At 55.4% G+C, this 25,350-nt stretch carries 26 protein-coding genes; 21 read left to right on the top strand and 5 right to left on the bottom strand.

The genetic code is table 11. From position 1 onward, the window contains the following. Positions 1 to 3: 3 nt before the first annotated feature. From INT32_RS19190 to INT32_RS19180, 3 genes are all read right to left on the bottom strand, one after another. A complete protein-coding gene (locus INT32_RS19190; RefSeq protein WP_193090317.1) occupies positions 4 to 1,365 on the bottom strand; it encodes an esterase-like activity of phytase family protein in 1,362 nt (453 codons plus the stop codon). Positions 1,366 to 1,729: 364 nt separating this feature from the next. Then, entirely contained in the window at positions 1,730 to 2,170 is a 441-nt protein-coding gene (locus INT32_RS19185; protein WP_193090316.1) for a T6SS amidase immunity protein Tai4 family protein, read from the bottom strand. Beyond that, entirely contained in the window at positions 2,167 to 2,661 is a 495-nt protein-coding gene (locus INT32_RS19180) for a type VI secretion system amidase effector protein Tae4 (RefSeq protein ID WP_193090315.1), read from the bottom strand. The genes INT32_RS19185 and INT32_RS19180 overlap by 4 nt, the downstream gene beginning before the upstream one ends. Before the next feature lie 139 nt (positions 2,662 to 2,800). Between INT32_RS19180 and INT32_RS19175 the strand changes: the two genes are divergently transcribed. Continuing rightward, the gene (locus INT32_RS19175; protein WP_193090314.1) at positions 2,801 to 3,730 is read left to right on the top strand and encodes a ZIP family metal transporter; all 930 of its coding nucleotides are present in this window, start codon (positions 2,801 to 2,803) and stop codon (positions 3,728 to 3,730) included. 27 nt (positions 3,731 to 3,757) lie between these two features. Here INT32_RS19175 and INT32_RS19170 read toward each other — a convergent pair whose 3' ends face one another. Further along, on the bottom strand, positions 3,758 to 4,141 hold the full coding sequence (locus INT32_RS19170; protein WP_193090313.1) for a hypothetical protein: 384 nt from the start codon (positions 4,139 to 4,141) through the stop codon (positions 3,758 to 3,760). 289 nt (positions 4,142 to 4,430) lie between these two features. Here INT32_RS19170 and INT32_RS19165 point away from each other — a divergent pair, with 289 nt between their 5' ends. From INT32_RS19165 to INT32_RS19070, 20 genes are all read left to right on the top strand, one after another. Then, on the top strand, positions 4,431 to 5,057 hold the full coding sequence (locus INT32_RS19165) for a pyridoxamine 5'-phosphate oxidase family protein (RefSeq protein WP_193090312.1): 627 nt from the start codon (positions 4,431 to 4,433) through the stop codon (positions 5,055 to 5,057). A gap of 240 nt (positions 5,058 to 5,297) precedes the next feature. After that, positions 5,298 to 6,020 (top strand): FadR/GntR family transcriptional regulator, encoded by a 723-nt coding sequence (locus INT32_RS19160; protein WP_193090311.1) that lies wholly within the window; start codon positions 5,298 to 5,300, stop codon positions 6,018 to 6,020. Continuing rightward, positions 6,017 to 7,231 carry a mandelate racemase/muconate lactonizing enzyme family protein gene (locus tag INT32_RS19155; protein ID WP_193090310.1) on the top strand — a complete coding sequence of 405 codons (1,215 nt, stop codon included), beginning with the start codon at positions 6,017 to 6,019 and terminating at the stop codon, positions 7,229 to 7,231. The genes INT32_RS19160 and INT32_RS19155 overlap by 4 nt, the downstream gene beginning before the upstream one ends. 19 nt (positions 7,232 to 7,250) lie before the next feature. Continuing rightward, positions 7,251 to 8,018, top strand: a complete 768-nt coding sequence (locus tag INT32_RS19150) for an SDR family oxidoreductase (RefSeq protein ID WP_193090309.1) — start codon at positions 7,251 to 7,253, stop codon at positions 8,016 to 8,018. Between the two features lie 397 nt (positions 8,019 to 8,415). Beyond that, the gene (locus INT32_RS19145) at positions 8,416 to 8,901 is read left to right on the top strand and encodes a hypothetical protein (protein WP_226817288.1); all 486 of its coding nucleotides are present in this window, start codon (positions 8,416 to 8,418) and stop codon (positions 8,899 to 8,901) included. Beyond that, positions 8,901 to 9,407, top strand: coding sequence for a hypothetical protein (locus INT32_RS19140; protein ID WP_193090307.1), 507 nt, complete (start codon positions 8,901 to 8,903; stop codon positions 9,405 to 9,407). The genes INT32_RS19145 and INT32_RS19140 overlap by 1 nt, the downstream gene beginning before the upstream one ends. A gap of 378 nt (positions 9,408 to 9,785) precedes the next feature. Further along, positions 9,786 to 10,583, top strand: a complete 798-nt coding sequence (locus tag INT32_RS19135) for a quinoprotein dehydrogenase-associated SoxYZ-like carrier (RefSeq protein WP_193090306.1) — start codon at positions 9,786 to 9,788, stop codon at positions 10,581 to 10,583. Beyond that, the gene (locus INT32_RS19130; RefSeq protein WP_193090305.1) at positions 10,583 to 11,503 is read left to right on the top strand and encodes a quinoprotein relay system zinc metallohydrolase 2; all 921 of its coding nucleotides are present in this window, start codon (positions 10,583 to 10,585) and stop codon (positions 11,501 to 11,503) included. Before INT32_RS19135 ends, INT32_RS19130 begins: the two co-directional genes overlap by 1 nt. Positions 11,504 to 11,511: 8 nt before the next feature. Then, a complete protein-coding gene (locus INT32_RS19125; RefSeq protein ID WP_193090304.1) occupies positions 11,512 to 11,841 on the top strand; it encodes a c-type cytochrome in 330 nt (109 codons plus the stop codon). Positions 11,842 to 11,932: 91 nt separating this feature from the next. Next, entirely contained in the window at positions 11,933 to 13,198 is a 1,266-nt protein-coding gene (locus tag INT32_RS19120) for an FAD/NAD(P)-binding oxidoreductase (RefSeq protein WP_193090303.1), read from the top strand. A gap of 269 nt (positions 13,199 to 13,467) precedes the next feature. Next, complete coding sequence (locus INT32_RS19115; protein ID WP_193090302.1) at positions 13,468 to 13,860, top strand: nuclear transport factor 2 family protein; 393 nt, start codon at positions 13,468 to 13,470, stop codon at positions 13,858 to 13,860. A gap of 14 nt (positions 13,861 to 13,874) precedes the next feature. After that, complete coding sequence (locus tag INT32_RS19110) at positions 13,875 to 15,245, top strand: FAD-binding oxidoreductase (protein ID WP_193090301.1); 1,371 nt, start codon at positions 13,875 to 13,877, stop codon at positions 15,243 to 15,245. Beyond that, positions 15,245 to 16,057, top strand: coding sequence for a transporter substrate-binding domain-containing protein (locus INT32_RS19105; protein ID WP_193090300.1), 813 nt, complete (start codon positions 15,245 to 15,247; stop codon positions 16,055 to 16,057). Before INT32_RS19110 ends, INT32_RS19105 begins: the two co-directional genes overlap by 1 nt. Before the next feature lie 161 nt (positions 16,058 to 16,218). Continuing rightward, positions 16,219 to 17,253 (top strand): taurine ABC transporter substrate-binding protein, encoded by a 1,035-nt coding sequence (gene tauA, locus INT32_RS19100; protein WP_193090299.1) that lies wholly within the window; start codon positions 16,219 to 16,221, stop codon positions 17,251 to 17,253. 72 nt (positions 17,254 to 17,325) lie between these two features. Next, positions 17,326 to 18,138 carry a taurine ABC transporter ATP-binding protein gene (locus INT32_RS19095; protein ID WP_193090298.1) on the top strand — a complete coding sequence of 271 codons (813 nt, stop codon included), beginning with the start codon at positions 17,326 to 17,328 and terminating at the stop codon, positions 18,136 to 18,138. Then, positions 18,131 to 18,958 (top strand): ABC transporter permease subunit, encoded by an 828-nt coding sequence (locus INT32_RS19090; RefSeq protein WP_193090297.1) that lies wholly within the window; start codon positions 18,131 to 18,133, stop codon positions 18,956 to 18,958. The genes INT32_RS19095 and INT32_RS19090 overlap by 8 nt, the downstream gene beginning before the upstream one ends. A 175-nt stretch (positions 18,959 to 19,133) precedes the next feature. Then, positions 19,134 to 20,699 carry a PLP-dependent aminotransferase family protein gene (locus tag INT32_RS19085; RefSeq protein WP_193090296.1) on the top strand — a complete coding sequence of 522 codons (1,566 nt, stop codon included), beginning with the start codon at positions 19,134 to 19,136 and terminating at the stop codon, positions 20,697 to 20,699. A 79-nt stretch (positions 20,700 to 20,778) separates the two neighbouring features. Next, the gene (locus INT32_RS19080; protein WP_226817284.1) at positions 20,779 to 21,567 is read left to right on the top strand and encodes an IclR family transcriptional regulator; all 789 of its coding nucleotides are present in this window, start codon (positions 20,779 to 20,781) and stop codon (positions 21,565 to 21,567) included. A 53-nt stretch (positions 21,568 to 21,620) separates the two neighbouring features. Next, positions 21,621 to 22,601 carry an AAA family ATPase gene (locus INT32_RS19075; RefSeq protein ID WP_193090294.1) on the top strand — a complete coding sequence of 327 codons (981 nt, stop codon included), beginning with the start codon at positions 21,621 to 21,623 and terminating at the stop codon, positions 22,599 to 22,601. Then, positions 22,598 to 24,307, top strand: coding sequence for a cobalt chelatase (locus INT32_RS19070; protein WP_193090293.1), 1,710 nt, complete (start codon positions 22,598 to 22,600; stop codon positions 24,305 to 24,307). The genes INT32_RS19075 and INT32_RS19070 overlap by 4 nt, the downstream gene beginning before the upstream one ends. Here INT32_RS19070 and pta read toward each other — a convergent pair. After that, positions 24,281 to 25,330: a phosphate acetyltransferase gene (pta, locus tag INT32_RS19065; protein ID WP_193090292.1), complete on the bottom strand. Its 1,050-nt coding sequence runs from the start codon at positions 25,328 to 25,330 to the stop codon at positions 24,281 to 24,283. The genes INT32_RS19070 and pta overlap by 27 nt on opposite strands. Between the last annotated feature and the right edge of the window lie 20 nt (positions 25,331 to 25,350).

Below are 25,350 nucleotides of genomic sequence, written 5' to 3'. Positions count from 1 at the left end.
CAGTTATTTGGCTTGCAACAGTTCGGGTGTTTTCAGCAGGATGAGCTCATTGTCATCCTGCTTGTTGGGCTCTCGGCTGGACGAAAATGGAAAGTTGTTATCGTTGCCCACAACGATATGCTCGCCGTCAACAATATCTACATTCTCGATGGTAAAGAACGGGAACTGCAGCACGCCGTCGGTCAGGGGTTTGCGCGCCACTTTGGATGGATCGGCAATGTTCAGCAGGTCAATGTATGCGACTTTGCGTACCGGCTTGCCTGCATTTTCAGGACCGAACTGGACTTTGTAAACCCGTTTGAATTTGGGCAGATCGGCAAAGCACGCTTGCGGATTTTCGCCTTGTTTGCATGCTTTGTCTGGTGTGCCTTCACCATTGTCCCGTTCGATGATCAGGCCCGTAGTGGCGTCGATCATATTGAAGTCGCCAATCGCGTGGTGCGCCGCCTCCAAAGGATATAACCAGGAGCGGCCTGTCCATTTTTCAGCAGCAACATCAAATTCAAGGACCCGCAGCACGGTCTTGCCATCTGCCGATTCCCAGGCTTTCTGGCCTTCATCCCAGACCGGCCCTTCCAGCAGCGGATAGAGATACTTGCCATCGGACGAGGCAGCCATTCCTTCGAATCCCTTGGAGCGTTTCAGATTGACATCTTTGTAGCTTTCCCCGGGCGCGCCGGGCGTGGCGACCAGATAATTGTCGGGAGATTGAATTTTACGACCGTCAACTTCTGTTTCGAAGACGGCCTGAACTTTGCCGTCAAGATCTGCCTTGATGAGAAACGGACCGAATTCTTCGCCTATCCACAGCGTGTTGTCGATAATCTGAAAGCTTTCCGTATCAAAGTCGGAACCGGTCAGATAGCGTTGCGGCGTACCTTCATGCACAATACGAAAGGGTACTTTTTTGTCAGGGTCGCTCAAAAATACAGATTTCAGATGCTTGAAATCACCAGACTTCCAATCGATGGTGTATTGATTCAGATACAGCATGGAGTCTGGCGAGTTTGCTTTGTTGCCCGAGCCGTTATCGGTCAGGATCCAGACACTGCCGTCTTTCATTACCTGAATGCCAGAGTGGCCCTGCAGGGGCTGGCCCGAGATCGGCAGGCTGATGCCAGTCTCGCGACCGTTTGATTTGCCCATGACGGACGCCAGTTGTTCAACGCGGCCGCGCGTGGTGTATTTTCCAGCAGATTTAAGATCTTCCGGCGCATCATCCGGCGCCGCAATGGTGCTGTCGGCCGGCAATATGGCGTGCCCTGCGAGAACGGCGGGCATTTCGGTCTGCGCCTGGGCGATGCTGCTGGCTGCGGCCAGACCAAGCGCCAGTGCCAGCGCCGAAAAACGGTATCGGAATGTCATGGAGTGCTTCCTGCATGAAGTTGGAAAGCCGCAAGAATATAGGACGAGTATGACAGGTGTGTGTAAGTTAAATTGAGGGGGCAGTTGCACTGGCCATCAAGGTGCTCTGATGACATGTCAATATCTGAACCGTTTGCCTGCGGTACGATCTGTGGTCCCCGTGAGGGCGCTGCTGCCTGTCATGCGCCTTATGCGCTATTTTTTGCCTATTTTTTGCGTAGGGTGAGCTTTATCCTCGCTGCCTGATGCATTAAGACAGGCGTGTCAGCGGCAAGGGACGAGATTTCACGCCAGGACTTGGCAACCATCTCTATTCCGTGCTCGCAAGAACCGGTCCGCAGGCAGCCAAGTTTCGGATGAACTATTATTTTTTTATATATTGAGCGGCGAGCGCATCCAGTTCCCTGCTGTTGAACAGATCAATGCATTTCATCGACTCATAGCTGCCGCCGGTAGAGCCGCTGCGCGTGGTTGACTTAAGAAATTTTTCAATAAGGGCCTGGGCAGCTTCATTGGCTTCTAGGGGGACTGTGGAGTACTCCAGATATGCTGCAGCGGTGTTGCTCCAGTCTTCTTCGAGCGCCGCGCTGCCAGCCTGTTTGCTTAGCGTTGCGCCACAACGGGCCAAAGCCCAGTATTTGAACAGCTTGACCTGATTATCGTAGCTTTTCAGCGCTTGTTGGGTCAGTTGGGTAAACGATTGCAACTCACCGGCCGGCTTGGCAGCGTCAGTTGCCTGAGCCGCGCCCCCAGTCATGAAGCCAATGGTGCAAAGCATCGCTGCAAAGAATCGTCTGCTGTTCATTTCAATTCCCACAGGTAGGCTTTTTCCGGAACAAAGGTCCCGTTGTCCGGATCGGCATACAAATGGCAGGAGTCGGCGCACTGCGTGCCGTTCCAGAGTGTGACATGGCCTGCCGCATTATCCCAGCCATGGCCCTTGACCACAAGCAATCCTTTTTTACCAGCCAGTTGAGCTGGTGTGGGAGCGCCATTGATGACAATGTCCGCCTTGCCGAATGTGCTTTCCAGAAAACGGATCATGTCGTTAACGCGGTACATGTACCATTGGCCATCGGCGCCACTGCTGGCTGCGTAGCCGGCTGCGTTCGACGGAATAGAGATGCCGCTGCGGTTGAGCACATAGCTCATGCGGATGGGGCAGGCATTACGAAAAATCAGACTGTCGGTATTGAATTTGACCTTGCCGCCGATCATCTCGCCCACCATTTTGACTGGTTTGTTCACCTGCGCAAAGGTGTTCCATGCGTGGTCGAATTGTGGTCTGGTGGCCATCGGACAGTCTCCGGTCAGTGTGCGTTCGTAATTGCTAGAGTTTCGCATATTGTCGTTGCAATAAATTTAAATTGCAGATGTCATTTTGTTACTATGTGTTTGATTGTCTGTATCCAATTTTCGAGGGATCAAGGTAAAAATGAATACGAATGATGTCGCACAGCAGTCTTTACGGCAGGCCTGGATGCTGCAGGCCCGTCAAAGTCCGCGAGTCACAGCGGGTCTGCTAATCGCGGGAGCATGCCTGTTGGTGCTGTTGCTGACCGGCACCTATCGTGCCGTGACGTCGGTTGACGATACCGCCTTTGACTATGCGCTGATCGGCGGTTTTGCCGGGTTCGGCGCCACCGCGCTGGGCGCGCTGGCTGCATTCGGCTTGCGCAGCATCCCGGTTCGCACTCAGGATACGATGCTTGGGTTTGCCGCCGGCATGATGCTCGCAGCCAGTTCTTTTTCCCTTTTACTGCCTGGGCTGGAGGCAGCCCAGGAGATTACTGGCAGTGCGTTGCTGGGATCGTCAGTAGTCGTGCTGGGATTGGCCTTTGGCGTGCTGCTGATGTTGGGGCTGGATTATTTCACGCCGCATATGCATCAGGAGTTGGGCACGCAGGGGCCCGAGTACAAACGTCTTAACGGCGTCTGGCTCTTCGTGCTGGCCATTGTTTTGCACAATTTGCCCGAGGGCATGGCCATTGGGGTCAGCTTTTCCAAATCCGATATGTCGGTTGGGCTGCCCCTGACAGCGGCGATTGCCATTCAGGATATTCCGGAAGGCCTGGCCGTGGCGCTTGCGCTGCGGGCTATCGGGATACCGGTAGGGCGGGCAGTTTTGCTTGCCGCAGCTTCCGGCGTGATGGAGCCGCTCGGCGCCATTGTGGGGGTGGGGATGTCCAGCGGTATGGCCGTGGCCTATCCAATGAGTCTTGGGCTGGCAGCAGGTGCAATGATATTTGTGGTATCCCATGAGGTCATACCGGAAACGCATCGCAACGGCCACCAGACTTTTGCAACCATCGGACTGATGGCCGGGTTTGCGGTCATGATGTTTCTGGATACCGCGCTGGGTTGACCAGCTGCCGATATCCATAGATCACGACTACGGTTTGATGATGTGCCAGACGTCCTTGACGCCATCGCCGGTCATGTCGCCGGGTTTGCTATCTTTCTTGAACAGGTATAGCGGCTGTCCCTTGTATGTCCATTGTGATTGGTCGTCATCACGTTTGATCACATCATAATCGCCGGATTTTTTATCTTCCGCGGTGGCCATCAGCGGTGGCCAGTTCTCTGCGCATTGGCCCGAGCATGCACTTTTCCCCGGGGTTTCTTTGTCCTTGTCAAAGGTGTATAACGTCATGCCTTTGCTGTCGACCAGTATGTCATTTTCTGTTTTGACCGGTGGTTCGGCCGCTAGGGCTGCGTTGCCGACAAATCCCACACCGGCCAGGGCCAATATGCAGGACAGTAGTGCTTTGTTCATGAGAATCTCCTTGAAGATGATCGCCGCCGCCGGCGATACACTGCAAAGGATACGCCTTATCGGATTAATTGCATACAGCATGGCAAAGACCGGGTGAGTATTTTTCTAGTGTGGAAGGGCCGCACTGTTCCAAGTGCCTGCTATATTTCAATTGTTATTTATGCGGGCAGCTCCTGTCTTGCCTGCATAACGAACTGCGCGGTTTCCTGTCACAGGAAGGTAGTGATAAAGGCGTAGTATAGTAGGCCTTTGTTTCCTTTTGCATATTGTTTTTCTGGAGAACCTGCCGATGCCCTCTCATGATCCCCACCACATTGGCACCATAGAACAACTGACCGCTTTGTTTGGTACGCCCGGCGCCGCGTCACTGAAAAAGGAAGTGGACCATATACATCCATTGTACCGGCCGCTGATCGAGGCCTCTCCATTTGCCATTCTGGCCACCAGCGGCCCGGAGGGTCTGGATGTTTCACCGCGTGGCGATCCCGCCGGTTTTGTCCAGATTGAAGACGAGCGAACGCTGTTGCTGCCTGAAAGGCGGGGTAACAATCGCATCGATAGCCTGCGCAATTTGCTCACCGATCCGCGTTTGGCTGTCCTGTTTCTGGTTCCCGGCATGGGGGAAATGCTGCGCGTTAACGGTACTGCACACATCAGCGTCGCGCCGCCGTTGTTGGAGCGCCTGGCCATGCGCGACAAGCCGCCGCAATGCGTCATTGTCATGAAAGTAGAGCGGGTCTTTTTTCAGTGTGCCCGTGCTATCCAGCGCTCTGGTTTGTGGAATCCTGCGCCGGAACGAGACCAGTTGAACGTACCAACAGCGGGCGCAATTTTGGCGGGCCTGACTCACGCGCAGATCGACGGGGAAAAATATGATCGGGAGCTGCCGCAACGGCAGCGCGATACGCTGTATTGAATGCTTCAGGCTGGCGCAAGCCCCAACAGGCGCTTGCCGGCATTGACGCTCCTGCATCAAGCGGGCCTTGCCAGTCCCTGCGCGAGTATTCCCGATGCGTTCAAAATAAACCGACAGATTCACCCGACAGCCCTTTGTGCGTGACGTCTATCGCAACAGTATCACCCGTGGACAGGCATCCCCCTTGAATCAGGGTAATTACTATGTATTTCAATCATCATACGTATTATGATTGTGATCATGATACCTAGACAAACAATACACGATGACGTTCTGAACCGCCTGGGCGCAGATATCTGCACTGGGATATACCCCGCCGGGACAGTGCTGCCGCCGGAGCCGGACCTGTGCGAGCTGCTGGGTGTAAGCCGCATTGTCGTACGGGAAGCGGTCAAGTCACTTAGCGCACGCGGCCTAGTGTCGGTGCGTCGCCGTACTGGCACCCTGGTGCAATCCCCAGAGAACTGGCAGCTTTTCGATCCCAAGGTTGTTGTCTGGCGAGCCAGCACGGGCATGGTCGATGAAAAGTACATTGCCGATCTGATGGAGCTGCGGCGCGTGATTGAGCCTGCGGCCGTTCGGTATGCGGCGCAACGGGCCAGCGCAGAAGATCTTGCGGCCATGCGTCACCATCTGGACGCCATGACACGTGCAATTAATGGCAAGGGCGAGTATGTGCCGGCAGATCTGGCTTTCCATGGCGCCATTCTGGATGCTTGTCATAACCAGTTCTTGCGTCAAATGCAGCAGGCGATTAATGCGATTCTTCAAGTCAGCTTTGATCTGTGCATACAGGTGCCGGACGGACCAGCCCGTTCCCAGCCTTTGCACGAAGCGCTGCTTTCGGCTATTGCTGCGCGCAATCCTGAGCGGGCGGAACGAGCTGTGCTGGAAATTATCGAGCGTGCGGAAAACGATTTGCATGCCAGTGTAAATAGATTCAATGGTCATCGATCCTTATGAAAATCACCAAAATTGAAACGCTGCGTACTCAGGAGTTTTTCAACGTCATCTGGGTGCGCATTCATACCGACAGCGGTGTGGTGGGCCTGGGGGAAACGTTCTATGGCGCAGGCGCTGTGGAGGCGCACATTCATGAAACCCTGGCCATTCGTTTGCTGGGGCAAAATCCATTGCATATTGAGGCCTTGCATAAGGAAATGCTGAACCTGCCCATGGCGCAGTCCTCGACCGGCGCGGAATACCGGGCGGCTTCGGCCATCGATATCGCGCTTTGGGACCTGTTTGGCAAAGTTTGTAATCAGCCTGTGCACCAAATGCTCGGCGGCCTATGCCACGACAAAATCCGGGTGTACAACACCTGTGCGGGCTACAACTATGTAAGAGCAAAAAATATCAAGCCGGTGTCCAACTGGCAGATCAATAAAGGACAGGTGCAAGGTCCTTATGAAGATTTGGACGGTTTCATGAATCGTGCAGATGAACTGGCGCTGGACCTGCTTGAACAGGGCATCACCGCCATGAAAATCTGGCCGTTCGATCCACCGGCCATTGAAAATAAAGGCTTGTTCATTGACGCCCGGCAAATGAAAAAATCACTGGAACCGTTTGAAAAAATTCGCAAGGCGGTCGGTGACAAAATGGAGATTATGGTGGAGTTTCATTCCTTGTGGAATTTGCCCGCCGCCAAAGAAATCGCGCGTGCCATAGAGCCGTATGCGCCACGCTGGTATGAGGATCCCATTCGCATGAATTCACCGCAGGCATTGGCCGAATATGCAAGATCTACGCCGGTCTGGGTGTGTGCGAGCGAAACCCTCGGTTCCCGTTATCCATACAAGGATATGCTGGAGCGTGATGCTATGCATGTGGTGATGGTAGACCTGTGCTGGAGTGGTGGATTGACAGAGGGCCGCAAAATAGCCGCGCTTGCCGAGACCTGGCATCGGCCATTCGCTGCGCACGATTGCATCGGGCCGGTGGGCTTTGCGGCCGCTGTGCATTGTTCGTTCAGTCAGCCCAATACGCTGATACAGGAGTCGGTGCGCGCGTTTTACAAGGGTTGGTACAACGAACTGGTGACCGCAGTGCCGCGGATTGAAAACGGCTATGTCTTTCCGATGGAGGGACCCGGCCTGGGCGTGGAGTTGCGCGACGACGTATTCGAGCGGGAGGACTTGACCATTCGCGTCAGCATCCCGGAATCACTATAAGAGTAGAGAAGAAAAAATCATGTCTGAATTATTCAATTTAAATGGAAAGACAGCGCTTGTCACCGGCTCTTCGCGTGGGCTGGGATTTGCCTTTGCCCAGGCACTGGCAGAACATGGCGCCGATGTCATCCTTAATGGCACCCGCGTAGATCGCCTTGAACAGGCGGCACAGCTGCTTGCCGACCGGGGCTTTGCTGCCGACGCACTGGCTTTTGATGTGGCAGACGAACATGCAGTGGTCGCCGCCTTTGAGTCACTGGACCGCCAGAACAGGCAAGTGGACATACTCATCAACAATGCAGGCATTCAGCTTAGAAAACCGTTGACAGAGCTGGCGGTGGCCGAATGGCATCGCGTACTTGACACCAATCTGACCAGTGCTTTTCTGGTGGGGCGTGAAGCGGCAAAACGCATGATCACACGTGGCAAGGGCGGAAAAATCATCAATATTGGTTCGCTGACCAGTGAGTGCGCCCGTGCGACGGTGGCGCCCTACACTGTTTCCAAGGGCGGCATCAAAATGCTGACACGCGCGATGACAGCTGAATGGGCCGCACACAAGATTCAGATCAATGCCATTGGTCCCGGGTATATGGCAACCGATATGAACGAAGCGCTGTTGAGCAATCCGCAATTCGATGGTTGGGTAAAGAGCCGCACGCCGGCCGGCCGTTGGGGTTTGCCGGAAGAGCTGGCTGGCGCTGCCATCTTTCTGGCCTCACGGGCTTCCGACTATGTGAACGGTCAAATCATTTATGTGGATGGAGGGATGCTGGCCGTCTTGTGAGGCCGTTAAGGCTGAACAAGGACCCTGTGCTGCCATTGTGGCTACGCGCTTTGTCTCTGCGACCTGTATCCTGTTGCGGGCGTATTGTCTTGAACGCTGCGGCGCACCGGCCGTAGCGCGCCCTGATGGTCAGCCAGCCCGGTAATCCGCCTGCCTTGATTCAGGGCTGCAGGCACCCGGCAAACATCTGATTACAACTTCCTGACGGTTCTTGATGTTCAATTGATGTCCGTTGCCAATATAATGCACTTTGTCAACAAACTATTATAAGTGCATGATTTTTCGCATATTAAATATTCTATACGTGTTTGCTTTTTTTGGGTGCCGGGGTGTTGCGCCACACCCTGGTCGCGCCGGCTTCCTGCGCCGCTATTGCATTGCATTCAAGCTGCTGGGTATGTCGCTTGTGATGGGGCTGGCGGGCTGTCAGTCGCTGGTGCTGGAGGGCTCTTCGGCTGGTGCCGGGATTGCCGGCGCCGCGCTTGCCCAAAAAGTCACCGATAACGCGGCGGTCACAACCGGTATCGGCGTTGGCGTTCAGGCGGCCACCCGTTCTGCCGTGCAATATGTGCAGCGAGAAATGCATGGCTATACCCAGGAAGTGATTGCCACTGCGGCCGGCAGCCTGAAAGAAGGTGAGGTGGCCAACTGGAAGTCGATTCATTCCATCCCCATGGAGCCCAATGAACAGGGCCGGGTGACGGTCAGTCGTGTGATCAGCCAGGGTTTGCTGGAATGCAAGGAAATTGTCTATTCGGTCGACAGTGAAGAAAATTCGATGCCTCGCAACGAGTTTTATGTGGCCTCGATCTGCAAAGACGGACCACGCTGGGCATGGGCCACTGCAGAGCCGGCAGTCAGCCGCTGGGGGGCCTTGCAGTAATGCAGTTACGTGCCAATCTTGCAATAATCACACTTGGCGTTTGTGCCGTGGGCAGTCTAGCCGGTTGTTCTGTGATTGCGACCTTGCCGGGTATTACTGCCGGTGCGGCAACATCATCGGTAACGGGCAATCCCGCGCTGGGCCTGACTGTGGCCGTTGCCACCAACGCTGCGGTGGATGCCGGCGTCAAGTATGTAATGAAGCGGTTCAGTGCAGCAGAACAGCAGGAAATTGCAAATGCAATTGCGCAGAGCGTACCCGGGCAGGAGCGACGCTGGCGGGTTGAACAGCCAATCCCATACGGAAACAACAAGGGCCGCACAATTGTTGTCAGCGAATCGGTTAATGCACTAACAACCTGCAAAAAGGCCTTGTTTTCAGTAGAAGGCACTGTAGATGGCAAGCCAGCCGAGCACTGGTATACGCTGGATGTCTGCAAGAACGGACAGTATTGGCTATGGGCGCAGGCAGAACCATCGGTCAAGCGCTGGGGATCGCTGCATTGATGGGTCATGAAGCCCGGGTCATGTAAGAGCCTGACATATTTTATCCGGCGCGCGCATTGCAAGCTGCGCGCTTGCAATGCGGCCAGGCAACATCGCCGGTCTGAAATAGCTGCGTCTGCCGGGCAAACCAGCTATTTATCCAACCGCAGCCTGTGCGCGGGCGCAATAAAGCACCCGGCAACTATCAGCTGCTTTTTCTCTTTTTTTTGCAATCTGCACGTTCCTGTCTCAGTCCGACAATTCGATGTATATTGTTATAGTCGTGTCTGCCAGGGTCGTTTAGAACCGCAACAAAGTCACAGTATAAAAAATACCTCGCGTGCCAATTACGCCGCGGTAAAGTACAGAGAACGGAACATGTTCATTGAGGAGGTTCACATGTTACGCAAATCAGTCATGCTGATCAGTTCTGTCATGATCATCTCGCTGTCCTCGCCCTCGCTGGCTGGGGTCGATGCGCCTGCCTGGGATAAGGTCAACAGCAGCTTTTTTGCCGGGAAAAAACTGGAGGACGGCCCCTTTATTCATATTGCCGCGCCCAAAAGGGCAGCCAGCGGCGCACAGGTGCCGTTTGCATTTTCCATCGACTATCCGGCAACCAAGGACGACTACATCAAGAATGTGACACTGGTTGTCCCGGAAAATCCTGTGCCGCTGACCGCTGTCTTTCACTTTACGCCGGAAAGTGGCAAGGTCGATATTGCTACTCGCATTCGGCTTGAAGTAGATGACTACGTTCACGTTGTCGCCCAAACCAGCGATGGCCGCTATTTTCGCAACGCAGTACCGGTCAAGGCATCGGGCGGCTGTGGTGGCACGGTCGGTGGCGATGCTGATGCAGCCAGAAAAAACGCCGGGCAAATGAAACTGGCCGCTGTCGATCCGGTTCATGCGGGAAAACCAGCGCAAGGACGTTTGATGATACGCCATCCCATGAACACAGGTTTGCAGCGCGACCTGATGACTCAGGGTTTTCGTCCGGCCTATTTCATCAAGAAGATAGACATCCGCTATAACGATAAACCAGTCATGCAGGCGGACACTTATATCGGTATCAGCGAAGATCCGAATTTCCGGTTTTTCTTCGTGCCCGATAAAAGTGGGAAACTGACGGTGTTCGCAGAGGACAACGAAGGCAAACACTTTCGTCATGAAACAGATGTGACGGTGCAGTAATGCGTTCCGGGATTTTTCGGCTCGCGCTGCCATGGTTGATGGCATTGGCCTGCGCCGTGGCCACTGCAGCACCGCTGCAAATGCATGAGGTGGCTCCGGGCGTATACGTGCATCAGGGGGCGCATCAGGATTTTGATGATGCTGATTACGATGGTGATATTGCCAATATCGGGTTCGTGGTTGGCAAACAGGCAGTGGCAGTGATCGATACGGGTGGCTCCTTTGACATCGGCAGCGCGCTTGCGCAGGCCGTGGTAAAGACCACCGCGTTGCCGATCCGCTATGTCATCAATACGCATGTGCACCCTGATCATATCCTGGGCAATGCGGCGTTTGCCGACGGCAATGTCCGGTTTGTCGGACATGCCCAACTGGCGCAGGCCATGTATGAAAGCCAGGACGCCTATCTGCGCGCGGCGCCAGCCCGCGCCGACGGCGGCAAGAATACGATTGTCCTGCCAACCATCAAGATCTCCAAACCGCAGCGGCTGGATCTGGGCGGGCGAACCCTGTTGCTGCAAAGCTGGGGCTCCGCGCATAGCACGACAGATCTGACTGTTCTTGACGAACAGACAGAAACGTTATGGACCGGCGATCTGCTGTTCACCGAACGCACCCCTTCGGTTGATGGCGAGGTCAAAGGCTGGCTCCAGACGATCGATATCATCAAACAAAAGCCGGTGGCGCGATTGGTGCCCGGGCATGGTCCCAGTCCGAAAGACCAGGCCGCGGCCTGGGATGCGCAGCAACGCTATTTGCAGACACTGCAGTCCGATATTGCGCAGGGCATCGATCAGGGGCAGGACATGAGCCAAGTGATGCAACACGCGGCTGTGCAGGAAAAGGATAAATGGCGGCTTTTTGATGTGATCAATCCGCGCAATGTGAATTTGTTGTTTCCGAAAATGGAGTGGCAATAGGGTTGAACATGATTACATGGACCGGTATCACAATGCGTTTATGGACTCTGGTATTGCTATTGGACGCCACGCAGGCAATGGCGCAGGCGTCACAATCTGATCTGCATATCCGTGTCCTGGCCGCGTCCTGTGCGGCCTGCCATGGTACGAACGGGGTCAGTGTGTCGGAGACACCAAGTTTGGCGGGGATGTCTTCAACCCAGTTTCTGTCACGCATGATGGCGTTTCGCACCAGCAAGACAGACACCGATGTCATGACGCAACACGCCCGAGGCTTGACCGCAGATGAAATCGATCGCTTGGCCGTCTATTTCTCGGCCTTGCCCGCGCCCCGATGAGCTGCTTCTATACTCAGTTTATTTCAAATGAAATAAAGATCGGGCTGCATCATGACTTGCGGTATTTCAGCATACAGACGGAACATCAACGATGAAGCGCAGGCAATTTATCAATACCTTGGGGGCGGCCTGGCTTGGCGCCGGTGTCTGGCCGTTGAGCGCGAGCGCCGCGCGCAGCTTGCGGCAGGCGCATGTTGTCATTGTGGGGGCAGGCTTTGCGGGGGCGACAGCGGCAAAATACTTGCGCATGTGGAGCCAATACCAACTGTCGGTCACGCTGATTGAACAAAATGCGCAGTTTGTTTCCTGTCCTACTAGCAATTTGGTGCTGGGCGGGTCTGTCCCGCTATCGGCGATTACCCGCTCTTATGACAACCTGATTCGCAAGCATGGCGTGACAGTGCGCCAGGAAACGGTACTGGCCGTAGACCCCGACCGCAAGCAGGTGCGTACTGCAGCCGGGCCGGTCTCCTATGATTATCTGATTATGGCGCCCGGCATCAGTTTTGACTATTCGCAGTTGCCCATGACGCAGACCGATGCGGCAAAAGCACGTGTTCCTCATGCGTGGAAAGCCGGCCCCCAAACGCAGGCACTGGCCCGGCAACTACAGCACATGCGCAAGGGGGGCGTTTTTGCCATCACGGTGCCGCCGCTACCGTATCGCTGTCCGCCCGGACCTTACGAGCGGGCCTGTCAGGTGGCGTGGTATCTCAAACAGCATAACCCCACAGGCAAGGTGCTGGTGCTGGATGCCAACCCCGGCATTACGTCCAAGCGCGCATTGTTTGAACGCAATTGGGCCGAGCAGTACGCGGGGCTTATAGACTACCAGCCGGGTAGCGAGCTCTCGGCCATTGATGTTGACACCGGGACGGTCAAAACAGTATTCGATACCTGGAAGACCGATGTATTGAATGTAATTGCACCCCAGGCTGCAGGCCGGCTGGCGCTCGATACCGGATTGTCCAACGAAGAGGGCCGCTGGTGCGATGTGGATTTTGTGACGTATGAATCGCGCAAGGCGCCTGGTATTCATTTGCTGGGCGATTCCGTCGATTCGGGGCTTCCCAAATCGGCTCATATCGCCAACTCCCAGGCCAAGGTGTGCGCCAGCAGCATGATTGCGCGACTGGCCGGCGCTCAACCTGATCCGCTGCCGGTCTTTGCCAATACCTGCTATAGCTATGTCGACGATACATCGGCCATGCATGTGGCCAATGTCTACCGTTACGACCCGGAAAAAATGGACATGGTTTCGGCCCAAGGGGGCGGCCTGTCCGCGCATCCTTCCGAAAAAGAGGGCGCCGATGCGCGTTCCTGGGCAAAAAATATCTGGAGCGATACGCTGGACTGACTGGACTTATGCGCGTTCATTGTCCTGTTTCTATCCGCTGGCGCTGCGCCGAAATAGCGCAGCGCACAACCGGCGCGCGCCTTGTGCACCGTCAATGAGCAGGCTGGTACGCTGCAATGCTCAGCCGCTTTGTACTGGCGCACAACTGTGCCATTGTGGCTCATTGCGGGCCGCTGGATCTGGACTCAACGAAGTGCGGAAACTGGACCTAGACCGTCAGGCAAACTTCTTCTATCTTTGATTGAAATATCAAAGCAGGAGAATGCAAAATGAGTAACGCGGTAAATATCCAGACCCTTGAAGCCTTTTCCCAGGCGTGGAACGACCATGACATTGAAGCCCTGATGTCGTTCATGCACGATGATTGTGTTTTTGAAACCGTGGCCGGCGATCAGGTTTGCGGCAACCGGATCGAAGGGCGTGAGGCTGTAAGAAAGGCTTTTCAGGCTGCCTGGGAAAACATTCCAGACGCACAATGGCGCAATGGCAAGCACTGGATCAGTGGCGATCGTGGGGTATCGGAAACGACGTTTACCGGCACTCAGAAAGACGGCGCTCGCATTGAAGCCAATATGGTGGACCTGTTCACATTCAAAGACGGAAAGATTCTTGTGAAGAATGCATTTCGCAAGAGCCGTCCTGCAATTGCGGCTGGAAAATAGGCGGGAGCATCGTCATGGCAACTTTGATGCGCGCATACGATCCGCTGTTTGATCCGCTTACCGATACCCCAACGCAAGGCCAGCAGTATGCTCCGACGTACTGGGTTGCCACTGCAGGTGAGCCGCCGCCCGATGACGGCCCGGCCCCGGACGGACTGATTGCAGATGTAGTTGTGGTAGGTTCCGGTTTTACCGGGCTGTCTACTGCGCTGCATCTGGCTCAGGACCATCAGGCCGAGGTTGTGGTGCTGGAGGCCAATGCCGCCGCCTGGGGATGCACCAGTCGAAACGGCGGGCAGGGACAGAATGCCATGGGTCGCCTGTACCGTTCCCAATGGATTGCCAAATGGGGTGAGCAGACGGCCAAACGGCTGGATGCAGAAATACGCTCCGGTTTCGAGTATTGGGAGTCACTGGTGGCGCAATTCGATTGTGATGCGCAAACCGGTGGCCATCTATACACGGCGCATCGAGACAAGAAAGTCGATTTTCTACGCAATGAAAGCCGGTTGATGAATGAGGTCTTCGGCTACAAGACGCGCATGCTTAGCCGGGACCAATTGTGTGAAGAATATGTGAACGACCAGGAAGCGAAGGCGGCCTTATGGGAGCCCCAGGGCGTCGGCGTACACCCGCTGAAGCTGGCTTTCGGTTATCTGCGACGTGCACGGCAACTTGGGGTCAAGGTGCATACGTCCAGCCCGGTCATGAAAGTGGAAACGCGCGATGGCCTGCACCATTTACATACGCCGGGCGGTATCGTCAAGGCGCGCAAGGTGGCTTTCGCCACCGGCGGCTATACAACGCAGGGGGTACATACCACGACGCGTTCCAAGCTGATGCCGATCCAGTCCAACTCCATGGTGACCCGTCCGCTGACCGCGCAGGAACTGGCCGAGGCCGGACTCAAATCGACTGTGTTCATTACCGACACCCGTACGCTGCGCTTTTATTATCGGCTGTTGCCCGATGGTTCAGTACAAATTGGCAGTCGCAGTGCGATTACCGGCAAGGACGCGGCCAATCCCAAGCATCTGGATTTGCTCAAAAAAGGTCTTTACCGCAAATTCCCATCGCTCGAGGGAGTGCCCATTGCGTACAACTGGAGCGGGTGGGTCGATGTCAGCCACGATATGATGCCGCGTATCGTCCAGCCCGATCCTTCGTTGTCGCTGTATTATTCGTTCGGCTATGGTGGTAACGGCGTGTCTTCCTCGGCATGGGCGGGGCGACGCCTGGCGCAGCGCATTGTGGGACAGGACGGGGCCCAATGGGATCTGCCCATCTACAACTCGCCGCTGCCCGGACATCTGTTTTCTCCTTTCCGGCGCCTCGGACAGGCCATGCTCTATCACTGGTATTACCTGAGAGATGAGGTGATCTGATGAACCTTCGGCACTGCTTACGTCGCAAGTCTATTGGCCTGGCTCTGGCAGCATTCGCTTTTCTGATGCTGTATTCAGTGATACCGCCAGGCGCCCGAGCGGCGCGGGCAGAAACGCTGGTGGTTGCCACCGATACCGCTTTTTTGCCATTCGAGTTCCGTGAGAACGGCAAATATGTAGGCTTTGATATGGACCTGCTGGACCTTATCACACGCGAAATGGGCGTGTCCTATTCCCTGCTGCCCATGGATTTTTCCAATATCTTTGCGAATCTGACGGCCGGCAAGGTGGATATGGCCATCGCCGGCATCACCATTACGCAAGATCGGGAACGTAGCGTAGATTTTTCCGATCCTTATTTTCGCAGCGATATTTCCTTGGTGGTCGCCAATGGTAATACCGATATCAATGGCTTTGCCGATCTGGCCGACAAACGGGTGGGGGTCAAGCGCGGCACCGAAGCGGCCGACTATGTCAACCGCATGCTCCCGCAGGCGAAGGTCATGTACTTTCAGAACATGGATGCCGGCTTTCCGTATCTGGAGGTGGCCGCCGGCAGACTGGATGCGTTGGTTCACGACACGGCAAATGTGCGTTATTACAGCCAGAACAAAGGCCAGGGTCTGATCAGGGTAGCGGACAGTCTGGCCACTCCCAATAATTTCTACGCAATAGCCATGCCCAAGAACAGTGCCCTGACGCAGCGGGTCAACGCCGCGCTGCGCAAGGCGATCGAATCCGGGAGTTACGCCACGATCTATCGCAAATGGTTTGGCGTGGCGCCCGATCCGGCAAAGTTGATGATTCGCTGACTTTGCCACCAGCAGGACCATGAGGTAATACAGGAGGTAGCAGTACCGCAGCAAGAGAGACCCCCGACAAATGCAATTTTAATAAATTCATAGCAAAACATCGTCGCGCCTACCTGGCGCACCTACTACAACGTTGTAAACCACCACTCGTGGAGTCAAACATGAAAAACACGTTTCTGAAAACATTGTTGTGCACTTCGGCAACCGTGGCAACGCTTGCCTGGTCCACCCACGCAGCGGCGCAGGAAGAAGTCACCATTGGCTACCAGCAGATCGTTGGGCCCTATGTGTCGGCCATTGCGATGAAAAAATTCGACGAGCCGCTCAAGGCCGCAGGCTATACCGTCAAATGGCGCCAGTTCAGTTCGGCCGGTGATATTTCCAGCGCCCTGGCTTCCGGCGGCATCCCTATCGGCGTGCTTGGCTCGACCGGGATTGCGGCCGCAGCGACGCGCGGCGTGAATATGCAGCTGTTCTGGATTCTTGACAACATCGGCCATTCCGAGGCGCTGGTGGTCCGCAAGGAGTCGGGCATCAGCAAGCCGGAAGACCTCAAGGGCAAGCGGATTGGCGTGCCGTTTGTCTCGACCTCGCATTTTCATTTGCTGGTTGCGCTCAGCAAGGTGTGGAAAATGAATCCGCGTGATGTGCGTATTCTGAATATGCAGCCACCGCAGATCGTGGCAGCCTGGCAGCGCGGCGATATCGACGCGGCCTATGTTTGGCCTCCGGCACTGACCACGCTGCTCAAGGATGGCACGGTTCTGACCGATTCCGAGGAAGTAGGCAAGGCCAGTGTCCCGACGTTTGACGGTATTGTGGTCGACAAAGACTGGGCGCAGAAAAATCCCAAGTTCATGCAGGCCTACACCAGGGTCCTGGCCGATGCCTATGACGACTATAAACAGAATGGCGCCAAGTGGACGCAAAGCAGTCCAGAGGTCAAGGGCATTACTCAGATGATTGGCGGCGACTCAAAGGATATTCTGGAAGCGATGAAAATGCTGGTCTTTCCGACAGCGGCAGACATGGCCTCCAATACCTGGCTGGGTGGCGGCGCCAGTTCCGGTGCGGTCAAGGCGCTGACCGAGAGCGCTGCGTTCCTCAAGGAGCAAAAACAGATTGACTCTGTGCTTGCTGACTACAGCGGCGTTGTGAATGCCAGTTGGGTAGAGCAGGCCGCAAAGCAGAAATAATTGCGGCTGTCATAAGCTGAAAGGTGGCATTCCACCTTTCACAGAACGAATGTGTAGTTGGAGACAATCGCAATGCAAACTGTAGCCGAGAATTTATATGTAAAAGACGTCAATGTGGTGTATCCCGGGATTCGCCAGAATGACAGTGTGGTCGCGCTCAAGGATGTCAACCTCACCATCAATAAGGGCCAGTTCGTGGTAGCGCTCGGCGCCTCGGGCTGCGGTAAAACAACCTTTTTAAATCTGCTGGCCGGCTTCATGTCGCCATCGTCCGGTTCGATCATGCTGGGTAATGAGCCGATCTCCGGTCCCAGTGCGGATCGCGGCGTGGTGTTTCAAAAGCACGCGTTGCTGCCCTGGCTCAATGTCATAGAGAATACCGAATTCGGCCTCAAACTGCAGGGTGTGTCCAAGGCCAAGCGGCATGAGATCGCAGCACGCAATCTGGAGCTGGTGGGGCTCAAGGACTTTCATCAACATATGATTTATCAGCTTTCCGGCGGGATGCAGCAGCGGGTGGGAATCGCCCGCATCCTGACCTGCAATCCGGCCATGTTGTTAATGGATGAACCCATGGCGGCACTGGACGCGCTGACCCGCGAAACCATCCAGGAATTGTTGCTCAAGGTGTGGGAAGTGACCCACAAAATGTTCTTTTTTATTACCCATAGCGTAGAAGAAGCACTCTTTCTGGGCTCCAAGCTGATTGTGATGTCACCACGGCCGGGCCGCATTACCAACACCTACGACCTGTCATTCAACCGGGAGTTTCTGGCGGGAAAAAATGCCAGGGAAATTAAATCAAGCCCCGAATTCATCCGTATGCGCGAGACAGTGCTGAACATCATCTACAGCGACGAACGGGAAGGAGGCCACCATGCTTAATAAACTGTTCGGCAGAGCTGCTGCTGTACCGGGGCAAGTTTATGGAGCGCCGGGGGCGGGGGCCAGCGTGTTTATCAGTATCGCAACTGCGATTTCATTGCTGGTGGTCTGGTCCATCATTACGTATTTTGGCTGGGTGAAGCCGCTGTTTCTGCCGTCGCCTGTAGCGGTGTATAACAAATTCATCGTGGGTATGACAGATGGCATTGCCAATGCGACGCTTGTCGAGCATACCGTGGCCAGTCTGACCAGGGTGTTTTCGGCGTTCGCTCTGGCGCTGCTTACGGCCGTACCGGTGGGCATCATGATGGGGGTCAATCGCGTCGCTCGCGGGCTGTTCGATCCGGTCATCGAGTTCTACCGGCCCTTGCCGCCGCTGGCCTATTTGCCGCTAGTCATCATCTGGTTCGGTATTGGCGAGTTTCCAAAGGTTTTCCTGATCTACCTGGCTATCTTTGCGCCCATGGCGATTGCCGCCAGGGCCGGCGTCAAGTCGGTGTCAATGGAGCAGATCCATGCTGCCTACTCCATGGGCGGCTCAAACAGACAGATTGTCTGGTATGTGATATTGAAGTCGGCCCTGCCGGAAATATTCACAGGCATGCGCATTGGTATTGGGGTGGGCTGGAGTACACTGGTCGCTGCCGAGATGGTGGCGGCCGATCGCGGCCTGGGTTTCATGGTGTTGAATGCCGCGCAGTATCTGGCCAGTGATACCGTCATTATGGGTATCATTATTATTGGGTTTTTTGCGTTTATTTTTGACGCCCTGATCCGCTATATAGAGAAGGCCATGGTGCCCTGGAAGGGCAAGGTATAGATCGAACCTGTACATGCCAGATTTGCCGACATGGATCGCCTTTGCATGGCGGCCATGTCCGTTTCAGGGATAATCGCAAGCTTCTATTGCATTTGAAATTATCGTGATCCGGCACACGGATACACCCATCACTTGCCGGATCACGCCATCATTGGCCTGTTACAAGAAAAAAGCAATGAGTAATTACAGAAAACGTGTCAGCCCGGGATTGGACAAGGTCAGCGCGCCCAGTCGGGCAGCCCTGAGTGCGCTGCTTTGGGAAAAACTGTTTCGTGAGACCAGTGAATCGCTGGGGCTGCAGGGCCGGATCCGGCAGATGCTGGTGGCCGCCATTACGCAGGGGCACCTGACGCCGGATGCGCCGGTGCCTTCCAGCCGTTTCCTGTCGGATACGCTCAAGGTGGCACGCAATACGGTTGTGTTTGCCTATCAGGAACTGGTCAGCGAAGGCTATCTGGTGACGCGCAATCGTAGTGGTCATTTTGTGGGGCAGGCAGCGCAGCAGCGCAATATGCTTGATATTATCGCCAGCGCCGGTGGCGATGACGAAACCGATTTCTGGCACGGACGCATTCATGCGCGGCCCAGCCAGCAACGCAATATCCGCAAGCCGGCCAACTGGCAGACCCAGCCCTATCCCTTTGTGTACGGTCAGTTTGATCCCGCCTTGTTTCCCACTTCCGAGTGGCGTGAATGCTGCATGAAGGCGCTGTCCATTGTGGACATTCGCAGCTGGGCCCAGGACCTGATCATGATGGACGACCCGGAGATTATCGCCGCGATCCAGAACCAGGTCCTGCCGCGACGGGGTTTTTCGGCGACCAAGGATGAAATCATGGTGACAGTGGGGGCTCAGCACGCGCTGTATCTGCTGGCCGATTTATTGGTCAGGCCGGGCAATAAAGTGGGTATGGAAGAACCCGGCTATCCGGACGCGCGCAATATTTTTTCCAGCCGCACCCGTCACGTGGTGCCGGTGCCGGTCAATGAAGAGGGCGTCGATGTCGCGGGTATTACCGTTGACATGGATATGGTTTTTGTCACGCCAAGCCACCAATGCCCCACCGGGGTCACCATGTCCATGGCGCGGCGCCAGGCGCTTCTTGAAAAAGCCAATGCCTGCAATACGGTGATTGTCGAAGACGATTTTGAATTTGAAAACAGCTTTATTGATAAACCCTTTCCGGCGCTCAAGAGTCTGGACCAGAACGGGCGTGTGATTTATGTAGGCAGTTTGTCAAAAACATTTGCACCCGGCTTGCGGCTGGGATTCATTGTTGGCCCCAAGCCGCTGGTCGACGAGCTGCGTGCACTGAAACGGCTGATGTTGCGACATGCCCCTTCTTTTCTGCAACGGGCCTTTGCCCTGTTCGTCTCGCTGGGCCATTACCAGTCTTTTTTGCGCAAGCAATCACAAATCTATGGCCAACGCGAACGGGCGCTGCGCGATGCGCTAAAGGAGTATCTACCGACGTTTCAGATCATCTCCTCGCCGGGCGGATCATTCTGCTGGGTAAGGGCGCCGGAACATATCGACACCACTGCGCTGACGGCAGTGGCGTTGCAAAACGGAATTGTCCTTGAGCCGGGAGAAGTATTCTTCAGCAGGGTATCGAAAGGCACCCGACGCTACATTCGTTTTGGTTATGGGTCCATTGACGAGCCCAAAATTGCAGTTGGCATTAAAACCCTGGCTGAACTGGTTGCGCAGCATTTTCCTGTCATTTCAAGAAAACGTTGATCAATATTCCGGTTATTGGTATAATTTATTTCAGTATTTGAAATAAATTGCAAAATAATTGGAATAAATGGCGATTTCTATGGATATGATCGAATCTGAACGTGTCGAAGGCAACACCCCAACGCTACGGCTGTTTGCGCTTCTTGAGGTCATTGCCGAAAAAGACAGTTATTTTTCGCTGCAAAGCCTCAGTGAAGAGCTGGGTATTCCCAAGCCAACCCTGCACCGTATGCTACAGCAACTGGAAAGCGCAAGGCTGATTATTCGCGACGGCGATGGCAGGCAGTACAGCACCGGTCGTCGCTTGCACCAGATGGCCGAAAAGCTGCTGCTGAACAACACTATTCACGGCTCACGACGTGCAGTCTTGCGGCACTTGGTTGAGGAAATCGGTGAAAGCTGCAACATTACCGCCTGCACCGGCAACGAGGTGTTGTATCTGGATCGGGTGGAAACGGTCGCGCCGCTTCGGTTCTATCTACACCCGGGCTCGCGCGTCCCCTTGCATTGCTCGGCCAGTGGCAAACTGTTTCTTGCGCAAATGTCGCCCTCGCAGTGTCGTCGTCTGCTGGAAGCAGCCCCACTGGAACAGTATACCCCGAATACCCTGACGCGCTATGACGCGATCGAACAGGAAATAGAACAGGTGCGACGGCAAGGTTACGCCATGGACAACGAAGAGTTTTTGCCCGGCCTCATTTGTATTGCTGTGCTGGTCCCGGGAGAAAATGGCAAGTCGAACATGGGCATCGCGGCGCAGTCTCCCATCATGCGCATTACCCGTGAAAAGGCATTGGGATTTTTGCCGGTATTGCGTCGTGCAGCCGATTCGCTGGCAGAAATTGAAAAAGCCAACGCGGCAGCGTAAATCATTCACGCGCAGTGGTCCGCCATTGCGATCTGCAACGGAGGCAGTATTTCATGACCACCCCGCAAGATTCACACCGCGCCATCCGCGAGATTTCCGTCAGGCAAGTCTTCGGCCTTGATACCGACCTGACCGTCCCCGCATTTTGCGAACCCACGGAACATGTGCCGCAGATCGACACCGCCTATCATTTCAATCATGATGTCACGCTTGCCATCCTGGCCGGCTTCATTCAGAACAGGCGGGTATTGATTCAGGGCCTGCACGGCACCGGTAAATCCACGCATATCGAACAGGTCGCCGCCAGGCTGAACTGGCCTTGCGTGCGGGTCAACCTGGATGGCCATATCAGCCGCCTGGACCTGGTCGGCAAGGACACCATTGTGTTGCGAGAAGGGCGCCAGGTCACCGAGTTTCAGGAAGGTATTCTGCCGTGGGCGTTGCAGCAACCCATGGCGCTGATCTTTGACGAATACGATGCCGGTCGGCCCGATGTCATGTTTGTCATTCAGCGGATTCTGGAGCGCAACGGTCATTTCATGTTGCTGGACCAGAACCGCAGCATCGCCCCGCACGCCGATTTCAGGCTGTTTGCGACGGCCAATACGCTGGGGTTGGGCAATTTGAACGGCCTGTATCATGGCACGCAATCGCTCAATCATGCGCAGCTGGATCGCTGGAATATTGTCGCTGCTCTCAATTATCTGCAACCCGAGGACGAGGTGCAGATTACTGCAGCCAGAGTGCCGCAGATGGACAATGCTCAAGGGCGCCAGACAATTCGCAAAATGGTGGATCTGGCCAACCTCACGCGCAAGGGGTTCGAGGCAGGTGATATTTCCGTGCTCATGTCGCCTCGCACCGTGATTACCTGGGCAGAGAACCGGCAGATTTTCGGCGATACCGGCCTGGCATTTCGATTGTCATTCCTGAACAAATGTGATGACGCCGAGAAAGAACTGATTGCCGAATATTATCAGCGCTGTTTCGAACAAGAGCTGCCCGAAGCATTTATGGGTACCATGCTGACGTGAACGATATTGCGCACAGCATATTCCAGCAACATACCGACCAGTTGTGCGGCGCTGCCGTGCGTGCCATTAGCGGACGCACCAATGCGCATTTCAGGAAGGGCAGACTGTATCTGGATGACAGTCTGGTGCCGGTGCTGGCGCCACATCTGCGGCTGGATCCCGACAATCAGACCTTCAAGGATTTTCGTGCCGTGGCCGACGGGCTGGCATTGCGTCTGCTTGCCTGCGATCCGACCATCTATGAACAGGCATGTCCGCAAGATGAGACTGCCCGGCTTCTCTATGATTTTTTCGAACAAGTGCGTCTGGAGGCGACGGTCGCTTCAGACTGGCCAGGGGTGCGCGCGAATGTGCAGACGCGCTTTCGTGCCTGGGCCGAGGCATTTGAACATTCGGCCTTGATCGAGTCCAGCCAGGGTATTTTGCTGTTTACGGTCATGCTTACCGTGTGGTCAAGAGTAACCGGGGGCGTGCTCAGCGAGGCCCAGCAGGATCTGCTGGAAGCCACGCGCGCTGGTATGGCTGGTGAAATAGGCGAAGAGCTGTATGCCTTGCGCCGTCTGCGCAATGATCAGGCAGCCTACGCTGCGATGGCTGCACGGCTTGCCGAAAAGGTCAGCTTGAATCTGGCGGCGGAAATGGCGCTGGATCGCCGGCCAAAGGATTCCGATAAAAATAGCCGGTCGCTGTTTTCCCTGCTGCTCACACCGGATGCGCAGCCCGAAGATGGGTTTGATGTGGCACCGTTCGGCCAAAGCCGGGTATTCGATCAGCACCAGGCCAGCTACCGCGTATTCACCCGTCGCTACGACCGTATTGAACTGGCAGCCTCGCGAGTAAGGCGAGCAGAGCTTAAGCAGTTTCGCCAGCAAATGGACGAAGATCGTGCTTCATTGTCAATCGGCGTGGCTCAACTTGCCAGGCTGTTTCGCCGCATCTTTCGCATGCCGCAGGACGACGGCTGGATATTCGGCCAGGAGGAGGGCATTCTTGATGGCCGTACGCTCAGCCAGTTGATTGCCAGTCCTGCCGAGACACGGATATTTCGCCAGGACCAGGTCATTGAGCGGGTCGACCAGGCGGTTACTGTTTTGCTCGATTGCTCCGGTTCCATGCGCACGCATGCGCGCCGCCTGTCGGTATTGCTCGATACCTTGTTGCGGGCTTTGGGAATGGCAGGCGCGAAAACCGAATTGCTTGGCTTTACGACCGGTGCCTGGAATGGCGGTCGTGCCATGAAAGACTGGCAGCGCCAGGGCAAGCCGGCTCATCCCGGGCGCCTTAATGAGCTATGTCATTTGCTATTTAAGCAGGCCGATACGAGCTGGTCGCGCGCGCGTCTGGATATCGCTGCATTGCTCAAGCATGATCTGTATCGGGAAGGGGTGGACGGTGAGGCGGTCCTCTGGGCCTCGCAGCGGCTGCAGGAGCAGCCGGTCAGGCGCCGCACCCTGATTGTGGTCTCTGACGGTTGCCCGATGGACAGCGCCACGCAATATGTCAACGATGATTATTATCTGGCCAGCCACCTGCAACAGGTCGTGCGGCAATCCATCAGCCAGGGTATTGACGTTGTCGGACTGGGTGTGGGGCTGGATCTGAGTTCGTATTATCCAAGAAGCCTGGCGGTAGATCTGCAGCAAGCATTGACGCCTGCTGTCTTTTACGATATTGCGCGATTACTGGCCGGCGGACACCGACGATAATTCACTGGCATGGGTTTGCAGTTGCTGCTGTTGTGCCTGTACGCAAGTGACGGCAATGACATTGTAAACGTCGTCGGCACTACAGCCCCGCGACAGGTCATTGGCCGGTTTGTTCAGTCCTTGCAGCAGCGGGCCGATAGCGATGGCGCCCCCCAGTCTTTCGGCAAGCTTGTAGCCAATATTGCCGGCATTCAGGTCCGGAAAAATCAACACATTGGCGCGCCCATGAATCTGAGAATCACTGAGTTTGCGTGATGCGATGTCGGGAATAATGGCGGCATCCAGCTGCACTTCGCCGTCGATCAGAAGATCCGGCTGCGCTTGCTTGACCAGACTAGTGGCGTGCTGGACTTTGGTCACGTTGACATGTTGCGCACTTCCCAGGGTCGAGAACGATAACATGGCAATGCGTGGCGCCTCGCCCAGCAGCGCGCTTGCGCTTTTTGCCGAGTCAAGGGCAATACGTGCCAGTTGTTGTGCATCCGGATCGATGACCAGGCCGCAATCGGAAAAAATCATGCCACCCTTGGTTGGGTGGTGCTCGTGTTCAAAAATCATCAGAAAGAAACTGGACACGATGCTGCCGGCAGAGGCGCTGGCGCCCACCACCTGAAGTGCAGTGCGAACCACATCTGCTGTCGTGTGAACGGCACCGGCGACCGAGCCGTCGGCGTCACCCATCTGCAGCATGAGATTGGCAAAGCACAGCGGTTGTGCAATGGCTTGCTGTGCCTGTTGCAGTGTCATGCCTTTTTTCTCGCGCAAGCGGTACAGCTGTTGAGCATAATGTTCACGCGCTTGGCTGGTCGCTGGGTCGGTAATGGTCATGCCCGAGATATCCAGGCCATGCTGGCTGGCGATCGCGGCGGTTTGCACCGGATCGCCCACCATTATGACATCAGCAATACGGTCCCGCTGTGCCCGTATTGCTGCTTCAAGCACGCGCGGATCCTGGGCTTCGCACAGCACGATGCGTTTCGGGTCGGCTTTCGCCGTTTCGACGATGCGTTGCAAAACGCCCATGATGTGCTCCTCAGGTTGCG

Source organism: Advenella sp. FME57 (assembly GCF_014897675.1).
Taxonomy (GTDB): domain Bacteria; phylum Pseudomonadota; class Gammaproteobacteria; order Burkholderiales; family Burkholderiaceae_B; genus Advenella.
Note: the sequence above shows the minus strand (reverse complement) of the source record. Positions and strands in the feature narration are given on the sequence as shown.